This window comes from Vibrio profundi (assembly GCF_005281835.1).
Classification (GTDB): Bacteria; Pseudomonadota; Gammaproteobacteria; order Enterobacterales; family Vibrionaceae; genus Vibrio; species Vibrio profundi.
The window spans coordinates 169,024-191,464 of the sequence record NZ_RZIS01000006.1 but is presented as its reverse complement, the minus strand read 5'-3'; the positions used below and the strand labels follow the sequence as shown (position 1 = coordinate 191,464).

The following is a 22,441-nucleotide window of genomic DNA, read 5'->3' as shown; positions in this document are numbered from 1 at the left end:
TTTACCTCCGCACAATCGTCACTCAATTGTCATTTACGACGCATAACGTGAGCCTAACTTAATAAAGGAATTTTAAGGAAGGTCGTATGCGTACCATCGAGCCTATTGTCCGCTGGGATGTGGCATTCTCTCTATTTTGTCTTCGTAGCCGATACAGTCAGCAAAGCGCCGCGATTAGTAAGGCGGTTTCACATACTGGTGACGGGCATTTGTACGTCTTGTTGGCCGTGGCTGCATTGTTTATTGACCAGCAAGCTGGTGGTCAATTTTTATTAGCAGGGCTGGCCGCTTTTGCTTTAGAACTGCCAATCTACTGGTTAGCCAAAAATACGCTCAAAAGGCGCCGTCCTTCTGAGTTTTCAACTCTGCTTCACTCTCATATTACGCCTTCAGATAAATACAGTTTGCCTTCTGGGCATACCGCTGCTGCGTTTTTAATGGCGACGTTAATCGGCCATTTTTATCCAAGTTTGTATCCGTTCTGTTTGGTTTGGGCGAGTGCGATAGGCTGCGCACGAATTTTATTAGGGGTGCATTTTTTAACGGATGTTTTGATTGGTGCAGCACTTGGCGTTGCGTGCGCCAACTTGGCAATTAATGGCGTGTTATAGGGATTGATGATGAAGATTTTGTATGGCGTACAAGGGACTGGAAATGGCCACATTGCAAGAGCACGTGCGATGGCGGTAGCGTTTCGAAAGCAGAACATCGATGTTGATTTCTTATTCTCGGGGCGTGAACAAAGCAAGTATTTTTCCATGGATGAGTTTGGCGATTATCAAACTCGTCGCGGCTTAACCTTTTACAGTGAGCAAGGTCAGGTTAACTATCTCAAAACTGTACTCAACAATAGCCTTTGGCAGTTCCATAAAGAAGTAAAGCAACTGGACTTAAGTGAGTATGACTTGGTGTTGAATGATTTCGAACCAGTGAGTGCATGGGCGGCGAAACAGCAAAATGTACCTTGCATTGGTATCAGTCACCAAAGTGCTTTCCGTTATTCCGTTCCTAAAAAAGGCTGTAGTTGGATTGATCATGGCGTGATCCGTTATTTTTCTCCGACTGAGCAATGTTTGGGGCTCCATTGGTATCATTTTGATCAACCAATACTGCCGCCGATTGTCCACACGATTGCATCCCATGAACTGAATTCTCAAATGGCAATGTCGAATGATTTCACCTTAGTGTATTTACCCTTTGAAGATACGCAAGAAATCAGTGAGCTATTGATGAAGTTCACTTCTCATCGCTTCATTTGTTACCACCCCGAAATCATCGAGCAACACACCGTTGAAAACACTGTCTTCAAACCTTTAAGCCATGAACGCTTTCAAACCGATTTGCATCTATGTTCAGGCGTGGTCGCGAACGGAGGTTTTGAACTGCCGTCTGAAGCGCTGACACTAGGCAAAAAATTGTTACTGAAACCACTCGATGGCCAGTTTGAACAACAAAGTAATGTCGCAACATTAGAGGCGTTAGGGCTAGCGCAAATGATGGCCTTTTTAGACCCTTCAGCACTGCGTTCATGGCTCGACGAGCAACAGGCTGAAATGGTCACTTACCCTGATGTTGCTAGTGCGATTGTTGAGTGGGTTTTGGCGGGAGAATGGCATGATCATGATGAATTGAGAAAGCAGTTATGGGGCAAAGCGGACTTCCCTAGTTATGCAACAATCTCATGAAGTATCAATGAGGCTTTTGCTTTGTGGCTTTCATTAATTCATCAATTCAATAAATTGTAACAAATGTAACCAAAACATTTAGCGTAATAATATGGGATTTTGAAATCATAAAATAATCCATTTTATGATTTTTTATAATTATATAAGTGTATGTTTTTAAATTAGATATTAATAAATGAGGTAAAATTACATTATTAATTATCAATCTTGTTGGTGACAGGCGAATGATTGGTTAATAGTAGATACCAGCTCAAACATATCGAGCACATAAATATTAGAAAGAACGGTTATCTATTCCAACCTAATTACAAATTAAAGCTGTCGAGACCAACAAGAGGCGACCTAATGTTAGATAAAAAAGATGCGATGAGTGCGATTGCAAGTTACAGAATGGAAAGCACATTACGTGGAGTAGATTTAAACCTATTAACTGTGTTTGATGCGGTAATGCAAGAGCAAAATATTACTCGAGCAGCACATAACTTAGGTATGTCTCAGCCAGCAGTTAGTAACGCTGTTGCTCGCCTAAAAGTGATGTTTAACGACGAACTATTTATGCGTCAAGGTCGTGGTATTCAACCAACGCAGCGCGCTCGTCAACTGTTTGGCCCGATCCGCCAAGCACTACAGCTTGTTCGTAACGAACTTCCAAGCTCAGTATTCTCACCAGAGACTTCATCTCGTCTATTTAAACTAGCGATTTGCAGCCCATGTGACATGCGTTTTGCTCCAAAAATCATGTCTACGATCAACACTCAAGCGCCAAATGTTCAATTGCACATGGACGCGGAATTTGACCGTCAGCTTTCAGAGCGCATGCGTTATCAAGAAATTGATTTCGTGATCGACTACGCTCGTTTCGATGAGCAAGGTTTCTCAAGCACTGAAATCTTCCAAGATGAGCTAGTGGTTGTGGCATCTAAGTCTCACCCTCGCATTGATGGTGACGTAACTGCAGCAGATCTACTAAACGAGAAGCATGCAAAACTGTCTAAGATCCACGGTCAGCGTAGCTTCTCTGAGCAAGCTTATCGTGAACTCGATTGCCAAGCGTACTACGAAGGCACAAGCCTAAGTAACGTTCTATATGTTGTAGGCCAATCTGAGTTGGTGACTATCGCTCCTCGTTGGATGGTAGAAAATGCAGCGAATAAAGACCAGCTTCAAGTTCTAGATTTCCCATTTGATAACGCTGCTATTTCAGGCTTCCTAAGCTGGCACGAATCAAGTGAAAAAGACAAAGGTCACATTTGGTTACGAGATCAACTAATGATGATCTGTGGCGAAGTGGTTGCACTAGCGTAACCTTAAGCTACATCTGTTATTGAGCCCCAAGTTATCTTGCATAACTTGGGGCTTTTTGTTGGTAATTATTTGAGTAAAAACTCACTAAAACAGAGAACTTTGACGTTCATCAGTTGCCTTTTTGAGTCCCAAAGGTACACTTGTGCGCTCAAAAAAGCTTACAGGTGTAAGCCAAAGGTAAAGACATGGCCAATTTAGATTTTCATATCGTAAAAAGACTTCGAGACCAGATTGCTCAGGGCGGTGATCGTACAGCGCTCAAACATAAAGTAAGCAATGCTTGGCAAGGCATTAGCTGGAAGCAATTTGGGCAACAAATCGATGCGCTTTCATTAGCGTTATTGGCTCAAGGACTGAGAGTTCAAGATAAGATAGGTATCTTTTCAAACAACATGCCTCAATGGACTGTGGCTGACTTTGCATCCCTTCAAGCTCGACTTGTTACGGTACCTATCTACCCGACCAACACTGCTGCGCAATCTTCTTATATCATCCAAAACGCCGACGTAAGGGTGCTGTTTGTGGGTGAGCAACCTCAATTTGACGCAGCGGTTAATATTTTCGGTGAGTGTGAACAGCTAGAGCTGATCGTGGCGATGTCTGATGACATTGATACCCAAGGCCATGAGTTTGCGATCGGCTGGCAAGATTTCTTAGCCCGTGGTTGTGATTCACAACAATCAGAGCTAGATACGCGCTTAGGCGATGCCAATATGGATGATTTGCTAACGCTCATTTATACCTCTGGCACGACTGGCCAGCCAAAAGGGGTGATGTTGGATTACGCCAACATTGGCTCTCAGTTAGAAGGCCATGACGAGCGCTTAAGCTTAACTAATGACGACGTGTCATTATGTTTCTTGCCTTTATCACACGTATTTGAACGCGCTTGGACATTCTATGTTTTGTATAAAGGAGCAACGAATTGCTACTTACAAGACACGATGCAAGTGCGTGATGCTCTGAGTGAGGTTCGCCCCACCGTGATGAGCGCTGTACCTCGCTTCTACGAAAAAATCTTTTCGGCGATTCATGAGAAAGTCTCTAAGGCTCCCGTTATCCGCAAAGTACTGTTTACTTGGGCAGTTAACATGGGCGCGAAAATGGTACTGTGTCATCAAGAAAATCGCAAGCCATCTTTCATGCTTCAAAAAAGCTACAACCTAGCGGATAAGCTAGTGCTGTCGAAATTACGTGCACTACTCGGCGGTCGTATTAACTTCATGCCTTGTGGCGGCGCGAAGCTTGACGAAACTATTGGTCGTTTCTTCCATGCGATTGGCATAAACGTTAAGTTGGGCTATGGAATGACGGAAACCACTGCGACGGTTTCTTGTTGGGATGATAAGTGCTTCAACCCTGACTCTATCGGTATGGCGATGCCTGGCGCAGAAGTTAAAATTGGTGAGAATAATGAAATTCTTGTCCGCGGGCCGATGGTTATGCGCGGTTACTACAAGATGCCAGAAGAGACTGAGAAAACGTTTGATGAGCATGGCTTCTTAAAGACGGGTGATGCTGGTCAGTTTGATGAAAACGGCAATTTGTTCATTACCGATCGTATTAAAGAATTGATGAAAACGTCAGGGGGTAAGTACATTGCTCCGCAAATGATTGAGGGTACGATAGGTAAAGATCACTATATTGAACAAATCGCGGTGATTGCCGATACACGTAAGTTTGTTTCTGCGTTGATCGTACCTTGTTTTGATACTTTGGAAGAGTACGCCAAAGAGCTGAATATTAAGTATCACGATCGCTTAGAGTTGATTAAGAACAACCAAGTGGTAGAGATGTTTGAAAAGCGCGTCAATGGCTTACAAGATGAACTGGCTAAGTTTGAACAAGTGAAGAAGTTTAAACTGCTACCAAAAGCTTTCTCTATGGATAACGGCGAACTGACACCAACTCAGAAACTGCGTCGTAAAGTCATTAATGACAAGTATCAAGATGAAATCGAAGAAATGTACACTGAAAAACCGAAAGATAAGTAATATCTGACGAGTTAATTTCTCAGTTGTTTAAAAATCCCTCTAAGAGCTTTTGTTCATAATTAGAGGGATTTTTTACATCTATAGAAAGTGAAATGTGCCAAAGCGCACACTGAAATCCCCGTTATATTGCGTATTGAATGTGTTTTTGTTGTTATTTATCTCTCTTTTTTGTTCTTTTCTTGGTTTGTTGTTCTTGATTTATGGTGTTGTTAGGCGTTTGAGCCTGATAAATGACCACTGAATAGCATATTGATATTTATGTGCGAAATGTGGGGTTAGACCGCATGCTAAGAAAGCGTTACAGTTGTTACGTAACCCTACTTGATGTTATGACAACAAGCGGGCATAGCCGAAAAAGTGGAAGTATTTCGAATTAGGCTACGAATAAGACCTAGACTATGTAAAACCAGGCCAATACGTTAACCAAACACATTGGCAACTGGTAAGGAGAGCAATATGACGAATAAACCAGAAACAGCAATGTTATCCGGTGCTGAGATGGTTGTGCAGTCTCTTATTGAAGAGGGTGTAGAGCAAATTTTTGGTTACCCAGGCGGTTCGGTACTCGATATCTACGATGCCTTGCACGCTAAAACCGATCAAATCAAACACGTACTTGTTCGTCACGAGCAAGCGGCAACCCATATGGCGGATGGCTATACACGTTCTACCGGTAAACCTGGTGTCGTTTTAGTGTGTTCTGGCCCTGGCGCGACTAATACTGTAACGGGTATCGCGACAGCATATATGGATTCGATTCCAATGATCGTAATTTCCGGTAACGTACCGAATAGCCTCATTGGTAATGATGCGTTCCAAGAGTGTGATATTGTTGGTGTATCTCGTCCAATTGTTAAACATAGTTTCCTAGTTAAGAAAGCGGAAGACATCCCAGAAACCGTTAAAAAAGCTTTTCATATTTCAACAACAGGTCGTCCTGGACCGGTTGTTATCGATCTGCCAAAAGATACGATGAATCCGCAGATCAAACTCCCTTACGAATACCCTGAAACCATCAAGATGCGTTCTTACAACCCAACAACAACGGGTCACAAAGGACAAATCAAGAAAGCACTGAAAGCCCTTCTTGAAGCTAAGAAGCCAGTACTTTATGTCGGTGGTGGTGCGGTTATCTCGGAAGCTGATGAGCACCTTCTAAAGTTAGCGGAAACGCTAAACTTACCGGTAGTCAGCACTCTAATGGGACTAGGTGCATTCCCTGGTACTCATAAAAACTCGCTAGGTATGCTTGGCATGCACGGTTTATATGAAGCCAATATGGCGATGCATAATGCTGATTTGATCTTTGGTATTGGTGTGCGTTTTGATGACCGTACCACCAACAACTTAGAGAAATACTGCCCAGACGCTAAAATCATGCACATTGATATTGATCCTTCGTCAATATCGAAGAACGTAAAAGTCGATCTTCCAATTGTTGGCTCTGCAGAGAAAGTACTTGAAAGCATGGTGAACTTATTGGTTGAACAAGGCGGAACCAATGATGCTGCAGCGATTGAAAGCTGGTGGAGTGAGATTAAAGTTTGGCAAGATCGTAATTGCCTGTCTTACGAAAAATCGCCAGAGCGAATTAAGCCTCAGCAAGTAATTGAAACTCTACATAAAGTCACTAACGGTGATGCGTATGTCGCGTCGGATGTTGGTCAGCACCAAATGTTCGCAGCATTGTACTACCCATTCAACAAACCACGCCGTTGGATTAACTCTGGTGGCCTAGGCACGATGGGCTTTGGCCTGCCGGCTGGCATGGGAGTTAAGTTCGCGAAACCAGACGAAGAAGTGGTGGTTGTGACTGGAGATGGCAGTATTCAAATGAATATTCAAGAGCTATCGACAGCGCTTCAATACAACATTCCAGTAAAAATCATCAATTTGAATAACCGTTTCTTGGGAATGGTAAAACAGTGGCAAGACATTGTTTATCAAGGTCGTCACTCAAACTCATACATGGACTCCGTTCCAGATTTTGCCGCTATTGCGGAAGCTTACGGTCACGTAGGTATGCGTATTTCCTCCCCAGATGAATTGGAATCTGGTTTGGAAAAAGCACTCGCAATGAAAGATCGCTTAGTCTTTGTCGACATTAGTGTTGATGATACTGAGCACGTATACCCAATGCAGATTAAAGGCGAGGGTATGGATAAGATGTGGCTAAGCAAGACGGAGAGAACATAATTATGAGACATATCATTTCACTATTAATGGAAAACCAACCGGGTGCACTTTCTCGAGTTGTTGGCCTGTTTTCTCAGCGCGGTTACAACATCGAATCACTCAACGTATCACCAACTGACGATCCAACGTTATCTCGTCTTAACGTGACGACTAACTCGGATGAAATGCAGCTAGAGCAGATCCAAAAGCAGCTTCATAAGCTGATTGATGTACTAAAAGTACAGGAAGTCTCGGAGCTTGAGCACATTGAACGAGAGCTTCTGATGGTTAAAGTTCGTGCTAGCGGCTTTGCTCGTGCTGAAGTAAAACGCACAGCGGATATCTTCCGTGGTCAGATTGTTGATGTCACTGCCTCGCAGTACACAGTGCAAATGGCTGGTACCAGCGAAAAGCTCGATGCGTTCATCCAAGCGCTGTCTGAAGTGACTGAAGTTCTTGAAGTTGCACGCAGTGGTGTGGTTGGTATTGCTCGTGGTGAGCGTGCTTTAAAAGCTTAATTTGATAATATTGTTAGAAAGCCACTCTTAATGAGTGGCTTTTTATTTTGTTCGAAATCGATAGTGGGTATACTTAGCGACCAATTACCCCCCGCTTGATCGAGCTACTGATGAGAAATAAAACAACCTTCCTGACTCTTCTCGTCACTTGCTTACTATTTTGTGTACTCGTTGGCCTGTATTACACCCAGCGCTATAAAGAAGTAAAACTTGATAGCTTTGAGCAAACGGCGAAACATGCCTTACATCAACTGGCTTATACCGAGCGTGAATACAGTAACATGCGCGATCAGTTGGTATCCATTATGGATCTCCTCAGTCATAGCCAAAGCTTAATCGATTTTGCTCATACTCCTTCGCATCAGAATCGTAAAGTACTAGAAGAAGTATGGAAGTCGGTTGCCGTTAACCAAAAATGGTATACCCAAATTCGCATGATCGATTTGACGGGCCATGAGCAAGTTAGGATCAATTACTCGTCTATTTCTGGTTTAGTTACGACCCCAAAGCAGCTGCAAGATAAATCACAACGTAGCTATTTCAAGTACGCACAAGGGCTAGACATCGATGAGATTGGTTCTTGGGGGATCGACCTAGAGCTGGAATTTGGTGAAGTTGCCACACCCTACAAGCCGATTTTACGAGTCGTCACGCCAGTTCAAGATGAAGGGGTAAAGCTAGGTTATTTAGTGCTTAATATCGATGTCATGTCACTGGCTTCTCGCTTAAATTACTCGCCCGATCATGACTTTAGAGCTGAGGTGGTTAACGACTCAGGCTATTACGTATCGAGCCATAATCAAAGTAAATTGTACGGCGATTTTATCCAAGAAAGGAAAACCTTCAATCTACAAACGTTGGCTCCTAAAGTGTGGAAGGCCTTGGAATCGGAACGCATGGGGTATGTGTTCGAAGATAATAACCTGTTCGCTTTCAACACTGTCTACTTAGCAAAAAACCAGCAGTTGATTCTGTTGATCCAATTGAATGAGAAACAGCTTCTCGCTCGTGCTGAACGTGATTTGATCGATGTTGGCCAAGAATCATTGATCTTCTTATTTGTCATGCTGATATTTGCGCTGCCTGCTGCATTGATCTTCATTCACTACCGTCGACGCAATATTGAAAGTAAGCTTGCTAGAGCTGCCTTGAATGGTATGTCTGCGGTCATGATTTCAGATAAATCGCATCAAACGATCATGGTTAACAATGAGTTTGAAAGCATGACTGGGTATGGGATCAACCAGGTCCGTGGAAAAAATGCGTTAAAGTTATTGTTCAACGATGAGCATGAATTGGGTTCCATGATCAATATCTGGTCGCATTTAGTCGAGGAAGATGTCTGGGAAGGCGAAGTGACCTGTAAAACTAAGTTAGGCATTCCTTTTACCGTGATCATGAGAGTGCACGCGATGAAGAGTTCTGTTGGTAGCGTGAGTTACTACATCAGTTCTTTGGTCGACATTACTGAGCGTAAAGAACTCGAAGATCAGCTAAGACGCTTAAGTGAAAAAGATTCTCTTACTCAGTTGTGGAATAGGCGTAAGTTCGAAGAACAGCTGGAGCATTATGCTCGTATCACCGAGCGTTACCCTGAAGACTCAAATATATGCTTAGCTTTAGTCGATATTGATCATTTTAAGCGGATTAACGATGAACTTGGTCATGATGAAGGTGATAGAGTCATTAAAGAAGTTGGCGCTTTCTTGGTAAAAGGCTTACGGACGACGGACTTTGTCTCCAGAGTGGGCGGGGAAGAGTTTGCTATCTTGATGCCAAACACTTCACTCCAAGAAGCTGAAGTGGTACTGAATCGCTTACGTTTATGTATTTCTATGGAAGAAGGTACGCCAATTACAGTCAGTATTGGTTTCACCGATCTCACTGCCAATACCACACGTTCATATAAATGTGCAGATATTGCGCTCTATGAGTCGAAGTCTTCAGGGCGAAATCTCGTTTCCTTATGCCGAAGTGATGATGACATCGCCTAGCTTTACTGTGCTAGCAATCACGAATTTCCTCTTCTTAGACTAAAGTCTAATACCTGTCTGAATTTGAACTACACTGAACAATAAGTTCGCTTCAATATAGTGCGTCTATGGCTGCGCTTCTGTATTTGGTGGTGTCTTAATTGGTAATAAAGATCGAGCTGTAATCCCTACGCTTATAACAAGATGATTAGCATTAGGCGCTTTTTACTTTGAGCGTGAAGCTAACAAATAAAGGGGACGAGCAGTCTGGTTTGTGGGGCAGGGTATGTTTGTCGATTTCTTAGTGAGATTAACGATCGGGTGCTTAGTCATTTTAGGATTTAAGATAAGCGCGATCTATTTTTTGTTAATGGTATTGCTGTTAAACACTCACCATAAAGAGTTTTTCGGATGGTAATATCATGCTAAACAAAGTAAAACCGGAGCGCATTGGCTCCGGTTTTTTATTTACTTTCATGCAGCTTCAATGATTTCTTCAATGCGCTTCATAGAACCTAATAAGTGTTGGTCCAGTAAGTCAGCCGCTTGCTCTGGGTTTTTCGCCAGAACTAACTTCATGATCATTTCATGCTCGTCGATATTAAATAGTTCATCTGAAGAAGAGTCAGAAGATAGCGCTAAGTAACGGTAGCGTTTCACTTGATTGATGAGGTCGCTAAAGAATTCAAACATATTTTTTGAATCAGAACCTTCTAGTAACGCTACGTGGAATTGTTGATGACGCTCTTCCCACTCGTTGTAGTTAAACTCTTCTGCAACGTTCTTTACGCGAGATAGTTTGTGGTAAGAGGTTAATACTTCTAGTTCCCAGCTTTCGTCACCTGACTCAATCGCTTTCTTAAGAAGCACAGAAGACACGACGCGTAGACTTTCGTATAGGTCGTTCAATTCTTCTTTTGATACAGGAGCAACCCAGCAGCCTTTTTGTGGCTCAAGTTTTACGTACTTGCTCCAAGAAAGCTGAACAAGCGCTTCACGGATAGGCGATGCACCTACGTGGTATTTGTCTTTCAGATCTGCAACCACCAATTTTTGGCCGGGACGTAAGTCGCCGCTCAGAATGTCTTGACGGATCATTTTTGACACTTTGTCGGTTAGAGTAGGGCTAGACACTGGATTTCCTCACATTGCTTTATTTGCGACGGCTAATTCTTTTGGACAAGTAGGGAAGAATTAACGGTACGAAGTTCTAATGAGGTTGATAATACAGCGTACTGATTAATCGAGCAAGTTTTGTTTCATAAAAAAAGAGGGCGTTAGCCCTCTTTTTATATTCTATGCAAATGAATTCATTTCTTATAGAACTTGAACAGATGCCGTGTTCGTGCATGAAGCAACTAGAGCACCAGAAACCATTACAACGATATCGCCTTTGTTACCTAGGCCTGATTGTAGTGCAATTTCTTTACCTTCGATGTAGAACGAATCCGTGCTTGCGATTGAATCAACAAGAACAGGTGTTACACCTTTAGTAAGAACTAGCTGAGCAGCTGTCTTCTGGTTAGTTGTCAGTGCAAGAATGTTTGCTGTTGGGAAGTACTTACGTACTGAACGTGCAGACTTACCGCCTTCTGTAGCAACAACGATTAGAGGTGCAGCAAGTTTCTCAGCTGTGTCTACCGCGCCTTTACATACCGCTTCAGTGATACGTAGACGAGGGCTATCTAGACGAGAACCTAGCTCAGCTTTAAGTGCGCTATCTGTACGCTCAGCGATTTGAGCCATGATAGTTACCGCTTCAACTGGGTACTTACCTTTCGCAGTTTCGCCAGAAAGCATTACCGCGTCAGTACCATCCATGATTGCGTTTGCAACGTCACCCGCTTCTGCGCGAGTTGGACGTGGGTTGCTGATCATAGAATCAAGCATTTGAGTTGCTGTGATAACCATCTTACGTGCACGGTTACATTTTTCGATCATCATCTTCTGAGCGAAGATTACTTCTTCCGCTGGGATTTCAACACCTAGGTCACCACGAGCAACCATGATGCCGTCAGAAGCTTCAAGGATTGAATCGAAGTTATCTACACCTTCTTGGTTTTCAATCTTAGAAATGATGTGGATGTTCTCGCCGCCGTTAGCGTTTAGAAGTTCACGGATTTCTTTAACGTCTTCTTCTTTACGGATGAAAGAAGCAGCAACGAAATCTACGCCTTGCTCACAACCAAATTTAAGGTCTGCTTTGTCTTTCTCAGAAAGCGCTGGAAGCTGAACAGAAACGCCAGGAAGGTTAACACCTTTGTTTTCGCCTAGAGCACCGTTGTTAAGAACTTTACACTTAACTTCAGTTTCAGTTGTTGCGATAACTTCCATCTCAATTAGGCCGTCATCCACAAGGATAGTGTTACCTGCTGTAAGGTCAGCAGCGAAGCCTGGGTAAGTTACAGCAACAACGTCTTTGTTACCTACAACTGAAGCGTCAGTTGTGAATGTGAATTCTTGACCCGCTACTAGATCAACGTCGTCGCCGTTCTCTAGTTTGATTGTGCGGATTTCAGGACCTTTAGTGTCAAGAAGGATTGCTAGTTGCTCACCTTTTGCTTCCATTACTGTACGGAAGTTCGCAATACGAGTGCCGTGCTCTTCAAAGTCACCGTGAGAAAAGTTCAGGCGCATTACGTTCATGCCTGCATTTACAAGTTCAGTTAGTTTCTCAACAGATTCAGTTTTAGGGCCAATCGTACATACGATTTTGGTCTTTTTCATGGAAGATACTCTCCGGTAAGTATTGTTACAATTTGAAATTTGTCTGTTCCCTGAAGGAGATACATTTATCGAGCAACATTTTGTGCCTGCTGTTCAAGATAAAGCTTCTTCATTTCTCTTCAGAGCTGTAAGTCTTTCATCAAGTTTAGTCATTTTATGACCAACTCATTTCGATTCAACGTCAGGTTTTTGTGACTTGCTCCACCATATCAGGAGAAAGTTGCAAAAAAATAACGGGTAATTTCGTAATTTTTTTTCTTTTCGGGGGCGGATTCTACCACCTAATGAGTTCAATATCACTGCTTAACAATTGTCTTAGGACAAGGTTTTGGCGCAATTTATTAATTTTTTAGATCGAAATAAATGGACGAAATAGTTTCAGTTTGACTATACTTGCTTTCAAATCGAAACTTAATGGTCTTTGTTTAATGTCGAAACGAAACACTCAGCTCAGAAGACACTCAATCTCTAACCTAGTAAATGAAAAAGGTGAGGTGAGCGTTGAAGAGTTGTCCATAAAATTTGAAACCTCTGAAGTCACGATTAGAAAGGATCTCGCCTCTTTAGAGAAAAATGGTCAACTTTTACGCCGCTATGGTGGAGCAATTGCCCTACCGAAAGAAGTTGTGAGTGATGAGTTGAGCTATAAAGTTTCAAGTCGAAAGGTTTCGCTGGCATCAGCCGCAGCTTCACTGATTCGTGACCATAACCGCATCGTGATTGATAGTGGCAGCACCACAGGTGCATTGATTCAGCAGCTCAATGATAAAAGTGGCTTAGTTGTAATGACCAACTCGTTGCATGTAGCCAATGCGCTAAATGAACTGGAAAGTGAACCGACGTTATTAATGACAGGTGGAACTTGGGACACACATTCCGAATCTTTCCAAGGGCAGGTGGCCGAGTCCGTATTACGCGCTTATGACTTTGACCAATTATTCATTGGAGCCGATGGCATCGACCTAGAGCGCGGAACCACCACATTTAATGAATTAGTCGGCCTAAGTAAGGTGATGGCTGAAGTCTCAAGAGAAGTGATTGTGATGGTTGAGTCTGAAAAGGTTGGGCGAAGAATCCCTAACTTAGAATTGGCTTGGCAAGACATCGACGTACTGATCACCGATGGCAATCTAGACAAAGACACGATAGAAAAAATTGAATCACACGATGTACGAGTGATTATTAGTTAATAAAATATGAAACTAAGGTCCTATAATTAACCTTTAGGTTGAAACGACATTGCTTGCAGTCGGTAGGAACGCAAAAATTATAATAGGGGTTTAACCATGTGTGGAATTGTTGGTGCAGTAGCACAGCGTGATGTAGCTGAAATCTTAGTCGAAGGTCTACGCCGTTTAGAGTATCGAGGTTACGACTCTGCGGGTGTGGCTGTGGTTGATGGCGAACAGAACCTGACGCGTGTTCGTCGTTTAGGTAAAGTAAATGAACTGGCGGAAGCGGTAGAGCAAGAGCATGTTGTCGGTGGAACTGGTATCGCACATACGCGCTGGGCAACGCATGGTGAACCATCTGAAGCCAATGCGCACCCACACGTTTCTGGTGATATTTCTGTTGTGCATAACGGCATCATTGAGAACCACGAAGAGCTGCGCACTTTATTGAAAGAACGCGGCTACGAATTTCAGTCTCAAACTGATACTGAAGTTATCGCTCACTTAGTTGAATGGGAGCGCCGTACTTCAGAAACTTTGGTTGAAGCTTTACAAAAAACAGCGGAACAATTGGAAGGCGCTTACGGCACAGTTGTCTTTGACCGTAAAGATCCGAGCCGCATTGTCGTTGCGCGTTCTGGTAGCCCAATTGTTATCGGTTTTGGTGTGGGCGAAAATTTCCTAGCTTCAGACCAACTGGCGCTTCTTAACGTCACACGTCGCTTCATGTACTTAGAAGAAGGCGATGTTGCCGAAATTACTCGTCGTGAAGTTTCAGTATTCGATATGCATGGCACTCGTGTTGAACGTGAAGTGATTGAATCTAACGCAGAGCATGATGCGGGTGATAAAGGTAAGTACCGCCACTTCATGCAGAAAGAGATTTTTGAACAGCCAACAGCATTGATCAATACGATGGAAGGCCGTATCACCGATAACGCTGTTGTGACTGAAAGCATTGGTGTTAACGCGGTTGAAATCCTCAATAAAGTCGAGCATGTACAAATCATTGCCTGTGGTACGTCATACAATGCAGGTATGACAGCGCGCTACTGGTTCGAGTCTTTGGCTGGTGTTAGCTGTGATGTTGAGATCGCTTCTGAGTTCCGTTACCGCAAATTTGTGACTCGTCCAAATAGCCTATTGATTACTCTGTCTCAATCCGGTGAAACGGCTGATACACTTGCAGCGCTGCGCTTGGCAAAAGAGAAAGGTTACATGGCGGCGATGACAGTGTGTAACGTAGCGGGTTCATCTTTGGTTCGCGAATCTGATTTTGCCTTTATGACTCGTGCAGGCACAGAGATTGGTGTAGCTTCAACAAAAGCTTTCACTACTCAGCTTTCTGCGCTACTGATGTTAGTGACGGCTTTGGGTAAGCAAAAGCAGCTGATCAGCACTGAGAAAGAAGCTGAGATTGTGGAAGCGTTACATGCGTTACCTAAACAAATTAATGCCGCATTAGCTTATGACAAAGAAATTGAAGCGCTTGCAGAAGACTTTGCCGATAAGCACCACACGCTTTTCCTTGGTCGTGGTGAGTTTTATCCAATTGCGGTAGAAGCATCGCTTAAGCTGAAAGAGATCTCTTACATTCACGCAGAAGCATACGCAGCAGGCGAGCTGAAGCATGGCCCGCTAGCTCTTATTGATGCAGATATGCCAGTTGTGGTCGTGGCTCCAAACAATGAGTTACTTGAGAAACTAAAGTCCAACATCGAAGAAGTACGTGCACGTGGCGGGCTGTTGTATGTGTTTGCTGACGAAGACGCTGGTTTTGAAGCTGATGACAGTATGAAGATCATCACTATGCCGCATGTCAGTGATATCACAGCGCCAATCTACTACACCATTCCAATGCAGTTGTTGTCTTACCACGTGGCTTTAATCAAAGGCACGGATGTGGATCAACCTCGTAACTTAGCGAAAGCGGTAACAGTAGAATAAGCAGAATATGCAATGGGTGGGAAGCCGATAAGTGGATGCAATGGCAGTTAATGTAATATTGCATTCATTTATAAGTCTAAATAATTTATAGCTCACAACTTATACAGATTTTGTATTCTAATCAAATTGTGACTGCTAAATTTATAAATGCGGGTAATCAACTAATCATAAAGTCGATACCACCTTTGTTTTGCTGACTGGAATAAAACGGGAGCCCTTGGCTCCCGTTGTTGTATCTAGATATTGTTTTGAGCGACTTTGATTGCTTCTTCAAGATCAGGCACTGTGGTTAGCTCTGGTACTCGCTGAATGTGTAACACTGTGCTGTCTTTGCCTACAACAATAATACTACGTGTGAGTAGACCAAGTGGCTCAATTTGAGTCCCTGTTAGTTCACCAAATTGGTGGCTACGAGCATCACTCAAGAAAGTCACTTTCTCGCTAATCTTTCCCTCTTTTTGGAAGTTAGCTTGCGCAAATGGAGTATCGGCTGATACGGCATAGAAGGCGATGTTAGAAGCTTCATTCTCTTCTAGGAACTCACTTAACTCATGTGCCTGCTGCTCACATACTGGCGTATCGATAGACGGCATAATGCTATAGATACGAACGCTATCGCTACTCTGTGAAGGGTCGTGATCACCAAAGCCACCATCTTTTAATATCGCGCCTGGCATCTTCTGGCCTACTTGGATAGCTTGACCTGATAGTTCAAAAGAATTCTCTTCCAAAGTAACTTGGTTACCCTCACCTAAACCTGAAGATAAGCTAGATACTGGAAATTGAGGTTGTTGAGCACAACCAGTTGTAATTAATGCGATCGCTGAGCAAAGAAGTAATTTCTTCATAAGTAAATATTTCCCTTAATGAATAGAATAAACTAACAGTATTGTGTTCTGTTTGTTTGTTCAAGCATAAAATGAGAATATTTATGTGGTTGGACGAGTGCGTTTATTGTCAAAGAATAATGAAAGCCCACCGATTGGTGGGCTTTATCTAGAAAGGTTAATCGTTATTCAAGTAAGCTTTTGTTGAGATGTCGGTCCATGCGCGTACCTTTTTGGAGTAACTGGCTTGCGATTCAATGATTTTTTTCGCTAATGGATCTTTACTTGCTTGTTGCTCAAGTAATTCGTTGGTCGCAATTCGCATGGTTTTTAATACTTCAGGTGGGAAGTCACGTACTTTGATATTTGGGTACTCAGTTAGCATTGTGTCCCAGCTATTGGCATTGGCATCAATCGCTTGTGTGTACATATCAAATGCTGCGACTCGGAAAGAGGTCTCTAAGATAAGTTGCAAATCTTTCGGTAGCTTGTCCCACGTCTTTTTATTCACTAAGAACTGAGTTTCTGAGCCTGGTTCATGCCAAGCAGTGTAGTAATAAGGTGCGATTTTCTGAAAGCCCATACGCAAGTCAAAAGCTGGCCCAACCCATTCAAGCGCATCGATTGTGCCACGTTCTAAAGATGTAAATAGCTCTCCAGGTGCGATATTGGTCGGCTTTGCCCCTACTTTGGCAAAAACTTCACCCGCGAAACCTGGGATACGCATTTTGAGGCCTTGAAGGTCTTCTATCGAGTTAATTTCGTTTTTAAACCAGCCACCCATTTGAATGTCAGAGTTACCACCAGGGAAAGAGAGCAGGTTATGAGGGGCATACACTTCTTGCATCAACTCCATACCGCCGCCACGATAAAACCATGCGTATTGCTCGGTAGTCATCATTCCAAAAGGCATTGAAGAGAAGAACAATGTATTCGGTACTTTTCCCTTCCAGTAATAAGAGCTTGAATGGCCAAGATCGTATTGACCAGACTTCACCATATCAAAAACACCTAGAGGAGCTTTGTGCTTGTTTGCTGAGTCGATGCGAATTTGCAATCGACCATTCGACATCTCATTGGCAAGCTTGGCCATATTCTTTGTCGCATCACCAAGAATCGGTGTATTGGGTCCCCAAGTTTCAGCCAGTTTTAGGCGATAAACTTTTTCTGCGGCGGAAGCGGACATTGCAAAGGTGGTAAGTGCTGCGATCGACGTGGTCTTGATGAGCAACATGACTTTGTTCTTTATATTCATTTATTATATTTCTCGTTAGTGTTTTATCTACTGTTCGATAAAACCAGATTCACGGGATCTTTAAATGAGGTCAATAAGTTATGAGCACTACCTAAAGGAATTGGTTAGCCTTATATATTATTGTAGATGTCAATTTATAGTGAATGATAAATGGTTTACGGGGCTGAATTAGATGAAGGTGCTGATTAATAGGTTTCATTAGGTGCGTTGTCGTTATTGTTTAAGTGATGCATTTATCACGTAATTTACGAGAGAGGCGCTGAGGTAGATCTGTTGGTATAGAGAGCTGGGGCGGTAAGAAATAGTGCTGGTCAGAAAAGCAAAAAGCCTGAGAAGTATAAATACTCTCAGGCTTTTCTATATTTGGTGGCCCCTCCCAGATTTGAACTGGGGACCGAACGATTATGAGTCGTGCGCTCTAACCACTGAGCTAAGGGGCCGATAGGGCATAGATTATAGGGGATGCGTTTTACGGTGTCTAGAGACTAAGTAGGTCAATTGCGTTCACATCTTAGCCACTTAAATCAATTAGATACAAAAAAGGTGAGCCAAAGCTCACCTTTTAGATTTTTTGTTCAAACTTTAATCACAAAGCTGTTTGTGTTTACTCGTCTAAGAAGCTGCGCAGAGTTTCTGAACGGCTAGGGTGACGAAGCTTACGCAGTGCTTTTGCTTCAATCTGACGAATACGTTCACGGGTTACGTCGAACTGCTTACCTACTTCTTCTAAAGTGTGGTCAGTGTTCATGTCGATACCAAAACGCATACGAAGTACTTTCGCTTCACGAGGTGTTAGACCTGCTAGTACGTCTTTCGTCGCACCTTTTAGACTAGTCGCTGTTGCTGAGTCTAAAGGCAGCTCTAGAGTCGTATCTTCGATGAAATCACCTAGGTGCGAATCTTCGTCATCACCGATTGGCGTTTCCATTGAGATTGGCTCTTTAGCGATCTTCAGTACTTTACGGATCTTGTCTTCAGGCATTTGCATGCGTTCAGCCAGTTCTTCCGGAAGAGGCTCACGACCCATCTCTTGTAGCATTTGACGAGAGATACGGTTTAGTTTGTTGATCGTTTCGATCATGTGAACCGGAATACGGATAGTACGAGCTTGGTCGGCAATCGAACGAGTGATTGCTTGACGGATCCACCACGTAGCGTAAGTAGAGAACTTGTAACCACGACGGTATTCAAACTTATCAACTGCTTTCATTAGGCCGATGTTACCTTCTTGGATTAGATCCAGGAACTGTAGGCCACGGTTGGTGTACTTTTTAGCAATTGAAATTACTAGACGTAAGTTTGCTTCAACCATCTCTTTTTTCGCACGACGAGCTTTTGCTTCACCGATAGACATACGACGGCTGATATCTTTGATGCTTTGAACCGTTAGAGACGTTTCTTGCTCAATGATGTCTAGTTTTTGAATTGAGCGACGGATATCTTGTTCGTGACGCTTAATCTTTTCAGCGTAAGGCTTATCAGAAGCCAGCACTTCATCTAACCAAGCTTCGCTTGATTCATTGCCTGTAAATAGCGCGATAAAAGATTTCTTAGGCATTTTGCCGTACTCAACAGTCTGGCGCATGATTAGGCGCTCTTGAGTACGAACACGATCCATAGAAGTGCGTAGTTCGTTTACTAGGTGATCAAATTGCTTCGGCGTTAGGCGGAACTCTTTGAATACGTCTTGCATCATAGTCGTTGCAAGAACCGCTTTCGGGCTTTCTGGGCCGTATTCGTTGATCGCTAGCTGACGGTTTTGGTAGCTGTTACGAAGTGCTGTGAATTTCTCAAGAGCAAGCTCAGGATCGATACCTGTATCTTCTTCTTCCTCTTCTTCTGAATCTGCGTCTTCTGCATCTTCAGCGTCTTCGTCTTCTAGATCTGTTTCAGCCAGTTCTGAACCGATGTGTGTTGCTGTTGGTGCTGCTGTACCGTCATCATCAGGGTCAACGAAGCCGTTGATTAGATCCGTTAGACGGATTTCTTCAGCTTGAACTTTATCGAACTGTTCCAAGATGTATGGAATAGTACCTGGGTATTCAGCAACCGATAATTGAACTTGGTTAATACCATCTTCAATGCGTTTAGCAATGTCGATTTCGCCTTCACGAGTCAGTAGCTCAACCGTACCCATTTCGCGCATGTACATGCGAACTGGGTCAGTAGTACGGCCAATCTCGTTTTCTACGCTAGAAAGCGCAGCAGCAGCAGCTTCAGCTGCATCTTCATCTGTAATGGTATCGTCATCATTTAACGCAAGATCATCGGCATCAGGCGCGGTTTCTACAACCTTGATACCCATATCGTTGATCATCTGAATGATGTCTTCTACCTGTTCAGAGTCAACAATTTCTGCAGGTAGGTGGTCGTTTACTTCGGCGTAGGTCAGATAGCCTTGTTCCTTGCCTTTAATAACAAGTAATTTTAGCTGTGACTGCGGATTTTGATCCATAGATGATATCCAACTTCAGGTCTGGTGAAGGACGTTGCATTCGAAATGCAAACCAATAATGTTAACAAATTTATTTATTGCTGACTAATCAAACAGGGTTACGCTTTTAAATCTAGCATTAGTGCTAGCAGCTCCCTTTTTTCGTCGGCTGATAAGCCGATACTTCTTGCTTTGGCCTGCAGGTTTTCAATTTGTTTTTCAACGCACTGGGCAAGTATATTGTCCAATGAGTCTAAAAATATATCTTCTTGATTGTCTTCATCGAGGGGGATTTCCCAGCTCGCGAGACGAGACAGAAGCGCCTCATTCTTACTATTTCGCCAATGTTCTAATAATTGGCCCGTGTTGATATGGGGATGCTCACGGCATTTATCAAGGACCTCGATTAATAAACTTAGCCCAGGAAGAGTGAGTTCTCTCACACTTGAAATATCCGGTACCATATCAGCATAGCTCGGATTTTGAATAAGCAAAGCGATTACCTCACGCATTGGAGTTCGCTTGAGCTCTTTATGCGGTTGAGGTTGCGTTTTATTTGTATGGACGCGTGCTCGCCTTAATTGGTTATCAAATCCAGTTCTCTCATCGAGTAATTTCTCAAGTAATTCTTGGAAATAGCTGTCTGGGATTTTGTTAATAAGTGCTGTCGCATGTGCACGTAAAGCTGACTTTCCTTCATTTGTACCTAAGTTAATTTGATGAAGCTCGATAAGGTTCTCAAATAAATAGGTAGAAAGTGGCGTCGCATTTTTCACTAATTGCTCAAAGGCTTCTTTTCCATTTTCACGGATGAAGCTGTCTGGGTCTTCGCCATCAGGCAAGAACAAAAACTTGAGCGTATTACCTGTCTTTAGGTATTCCAGAGCGTTTTCAAGTGCGCGCCATGCGGCTTCTTTACCCGCTCGGTCACCGTCATAACAACAGACAACGGTGTTGGTTTGGCGAAATAGCATTTGCACGTGATCGCCAGTGGTAGATGTACCCAAAGACGCAACAGAGTAATCAACGCCATATTGAGCCAGCGCGACCACGTCCATATAGCCTTCAACCACTAAAATTTGTGGCGGTTCACGATAGGCTTGCAGTACTTCATAAAGGCCGTAGAGCTCTTTACCTTTATGGAATATTGGTGTTTCTGGTGAGTTCAGATATTTAGGGGTACCGTCACCCAGTACTCGACCACCAAATCCAATCACTCGGCCACGGCGATCGCGAATCGGGAACATAACACGGCCGCGGAATCGGTCGTAGCGATTGCCTTTATCGTTTTCGATTAGCATGCCGCCAGTTACTAGCATGTCTTGCGCTTCTTTTTGCTGACCAAAATTCTTGCGAACTAGGTCCCATTCATCAGCAACAAAACCGATCCCGAACTTTTGAACTATCTCACCGGATAGGCCTCGATTTTTGAGGTACTCAATCGCTGGTTTATTGGCTGATAACTTTAATTGAGAGCGGTAAAACTGGCTGATCCCGCCCATTAAATCATACAGGTTACGTTTTTGTTCTGTGTTGGCTCTTGGTGCTGTCGATATTTCGCCGCTGCGTTGTTCTCTTGGAACATCGAGCCCTAAAAAAGAGGCGAGCTCTTCAATCGCTTCAACGAACTCTAAGCGTTCAAACTCCATAATGAAGTCGATGGCGTTACCATGTACGCCGCAGCCAAAGCAGTGATAAAACTGTTTCTCTTGGCTAACACTGAATGAAGGTGTTTTTTCGTTATGGAATGGGCAACAAGCGCCGTAGTTTTTGCCTTTTTTCTTAAGTTTCACGCGTGCGTCAACGATGTCGACTATATCAAGACGCGCTAGGAGATCATCAATGAAACTGCGAGGGATGTGTCCTGCCATAAAACCTTAGAAAAATGCACTAACCAGAAGGTGATAATAAATGAATAAGCTCTAGATACAAACAAGCCGTGCGTTCCAAAGGATTGCACGGCTTGTTGCAATTTGATCTGGGATTAAGCGAGTTTAGAACGAACTAAACCACTAACTTTACCCATATCTGCACGCCCTTGAATTTGTGGTTTCAAGATAGCCATTACTTTACCCATGTCTTGCATGCCCGCTGGGTTAGACTCTGCAACGGCGCTATCAACTAGTGCTGCTACTTCTTCATCTGTAAGCGGTTGAGGCATAAAGCCTTCAAGTACAGTAATTTCTGCTTTTTCCACGTCTGCTAGGTCTTGACGATCAGCAGATTCATATTGAGCAACAGAATCGCGACGCTGTTTAACCATTTTAACCAGCACAGCAAGAATGTCGTCATCGCTCAGAGTGATCTGTTCGTCAACTTCACGTTGCTTGATTGCTGAAAGGGCTAAACGGATAGTGCCAAGGCGCGGTTTGTCCTTGGCTTTCATCGCTAATTTTTGCTCTTCTTTGAGTTGTTCAATCAGAGCCATA

General features: G+C 43.2%; 16 protein-coding genes and 1 tRNA gene. 9 read left to right on the top strand and 8 right to left on the bottom strand.

What is annotated here, in order from left to right:
• Positions 1 to 86 precede the first annotated feature (86 nt).
• From ELZ11_RS15955 to ELZ11_RS15925, 7 genes are all read left to right on the top strand, one after another.
• Entirely contained in the window at positions 87 to 611 is a 525-nt protein-coding gene (locus tag ELZ11_RS15955) for a phosphatase PAP2 family protein (protein WP_137358410.1), read from the top strand.
• Positions 612 to 620: 9 nt separating this feature from the next.
• The gene (locus tag ELZ11_RS15950; protein WP_137358409.1) at positions 621 to 1,685 is read left to right on the top strand and encodes an MJ1255/VC2487 family glycosyltransferase; all 1,065 of its coding nucleotides are present in this window, start codon (positions 621 to 623) and stop codon (positions 1,683 to 1,685) included.
• A gap of 345 nt (positions 1,686 to 2,030) precedes the next feature.
• The gene (leuO, locus tag ELZ11_RS15945; RefSeq protein WP_137358408.1) at positions 2,031 to 2,990 is read left to right on the top strand and encodes a transcriptional regulator LeuO; all 960 of its coding nucleotides are present in this window, start codon (positions 2,031 to 2,033) and stop codon (positions 2,988 to 2,990) included.
• Positions 2,991 to 3,175: 185 nt separating this feature from the next.
• Positions 3,176 to 4,984, top strand: coding sequence for an AMP-dependent synthetase/ligase (locus ELZ11_RS15940; RefSeq protein WP_137358407.1), 1,809 nt, complete (start codon positions 3,176 to 3,178; stop codon positions 4,982 to 4,984).
• A gap of 456 nt (positions 4,985 to 5,440) precedes the next feature.
• Positions 5,441 to 7,180, top strand: coding sequence for an acetolactate synthase 3 large subunit (locus ELZ11_RS15935; protein ID WP_137358406.1), 1,740 nt, complete (start codon positions 5,441 to 5,443; stop codon positions 7,178 to 7,180).
• Positions 7,181 to 7,182: 2 nt separating this feature from the next.
• Positions 7,183 to 7,677, top strand: a complete 495-nt coding sequence (ilvN, locus tag ELZ11_RS15930) for an acetolactate synthase small subunit (protein WP_137358405.1) — start codon at positions 7,183 to 7,185, stop codon at positions 7,675 to 7,677.
• A 110-nt stretch (positions 7,678 to 7,787) separates the two neighbouring features.
• Positions 7,788 to 9,671 carry a sensor domain-containing diguanylate cyclase gene (locus ELZ11_RS15925; RefSeq protein ID WP_137358404.1) on the top strand — a complete coding sequence of 628 codons (1,884 nt, stop codon included), beginning with the start codon at positions 7,788 to 7,790 and terminating at the stop codon, positions 9,669 to 9,671.
• A 453-nt stretch (positions 9,672 to 10,124) separates the two neighbouring features.
• Here ELZ11_RS15925 and ELZ11_RS15915 read toward each other — a convergent pair whose 3' ends face one another.
• The gene (locus ELZ11_RS15915) at positions 10,125 to 10,784 is read right to left on the bottom strand and encodes a GntR family transcriptional regulator (protein ID WP_137358402.1); all 660 of its coding nucleotides are present in this window, start codon (positions 10,782 to 10,784) and stop codon (positions 10,125 to 10,127) included.
• 183 nt (positions 10,785 to 10,967) lie between these two features.
• Entirely contained in the window at positions 10,968 to 12,377 is a 1,410-nt protein-coding gene (gene pykF / locus ELZ11_RS15910) for a pyruvate kinase PykF (protein ID WP_137358401.1), read from the bottom strand.
• Positions 12,378 to 12,805: 428 nt separating this feature from the next.
• Between pykF and ELZ11_RS15905 the strand changes: the two genes are divergently transcribed.
• Both ELZ11_RS15905 and glmS read left to right on the top strand, forming a co-directional pair.
• A complete protein-coding gene (locus tag ELZ11_RS15905) occupies positions 12,806 to 13,567 on the top strand; it encodes a DeoR/GlpR family DNA-binding transcription regulator (protein WP_137358400.1) in 762 nt (253 codons plus the stop codon).
• Between the two features lie 96 nt (positions 13,568 to 13,663).
• Positions 13,664 to 15,496: a glutamine--fructose-6-phosphate transaminase (isomerizing) gene (gene glmS / locus ELZ11_RS15900; RefSeq protein WP_137358399.1), complete on the top strand. Its 1,833-nt coding sequence runs from the start codon at positions 13,664 to 13,666 to the stop codon at positions 15,494 to 15,496.
• Between the two features lie 236 nt (positions 15,497 to 15,732).
• On the opposite strand, the gene ELZ11_RS15895 is transcribed toward glmS, so the two are convergent.
• The 6 genes from ELZ11_RS15895 to ELZ11_RS15870 all read right to left on the bottom strand — a co-directional run bounded on the left by ELZ11_RS15895 (position 15,733) and on the right by ELZ11_RS15870 (position 22,440).
• Positions 15,733 to 16,344 carry a redoxin family protein gene (locus ELZ11_RS15895; RefSeq protein WP_137358398.1) on the bottom strand — a complete coding sequence of 204 codons (612 nt, stop codon included), beginning with the start codon at positions 16,342 to 16,344 and terminating at the stop codon, positions 15,733 to 15,735.
• 157 nt (positions 16,345 to 16,501) lie between these two features.
• The gene (locus ELZ11_RS15890) at positions 16,502 to 17,557 is read right to left on the bottom strand and encodes a TRAP transporter substrate-binding protein (RefSeq protein ID WP_244291675.1); all 1,056 of its coding nucleotides are present in this window, start codon (positions 17,555 to 17,557) and stop codon (positions 16,502 to 16,504) included.
• A gap of 385 nt (positions 17,558 to 17,942) precedes the next feature.
• Positions 17,943 to 18,018: transfer RNA gene (locus ELZ11_RS15885), tRNA-Ile, on the bottom strand.
• A 164-nt stretch (positions 18,019 to 18,182) separates the two neighbouring features.
• A complete protein-coding gene (gene rpoD, locus ELZ11_RS15880) occupies positions 18,183 to 20,033 on the bottom strand; it encodes an RNA polymerase sigma factor RpoD (protein WP_137358396.1) in 1,851 nt (616 codons plus the stop codon).
• A gap of 98 nt (positions 20,034 to 20,131) precedes the next feature.
• Positions 20,132 to 21,883 carry a DNA primase gene (gene dnaG / locus ELZ11_RS15875; RefSeq protein ID WP_137358395.1) on the bottom strand — a complete coding sequence of 584 codons (1,752 nt, stop codon included), beginning with the start codon at positions 21,881 to 21,883 and terminating at the stop codon, positions 20,132 to 20,134.
• A 113-nt stretch (positions 21,884 to 21,996) separates the two neighbouring features.
• A complete protein-coding gene (locus ELZ11_RS15870; protein WP_137358394.1) occupies positions 21,997 to 22,440 on the bottom strand; it encodes a GatB/YqeY domain-containing protein in 444 nt (147 codons plus the stop codon).
• Between the last annotated feature and the right edge of the window lies 1 nt (position 22,441).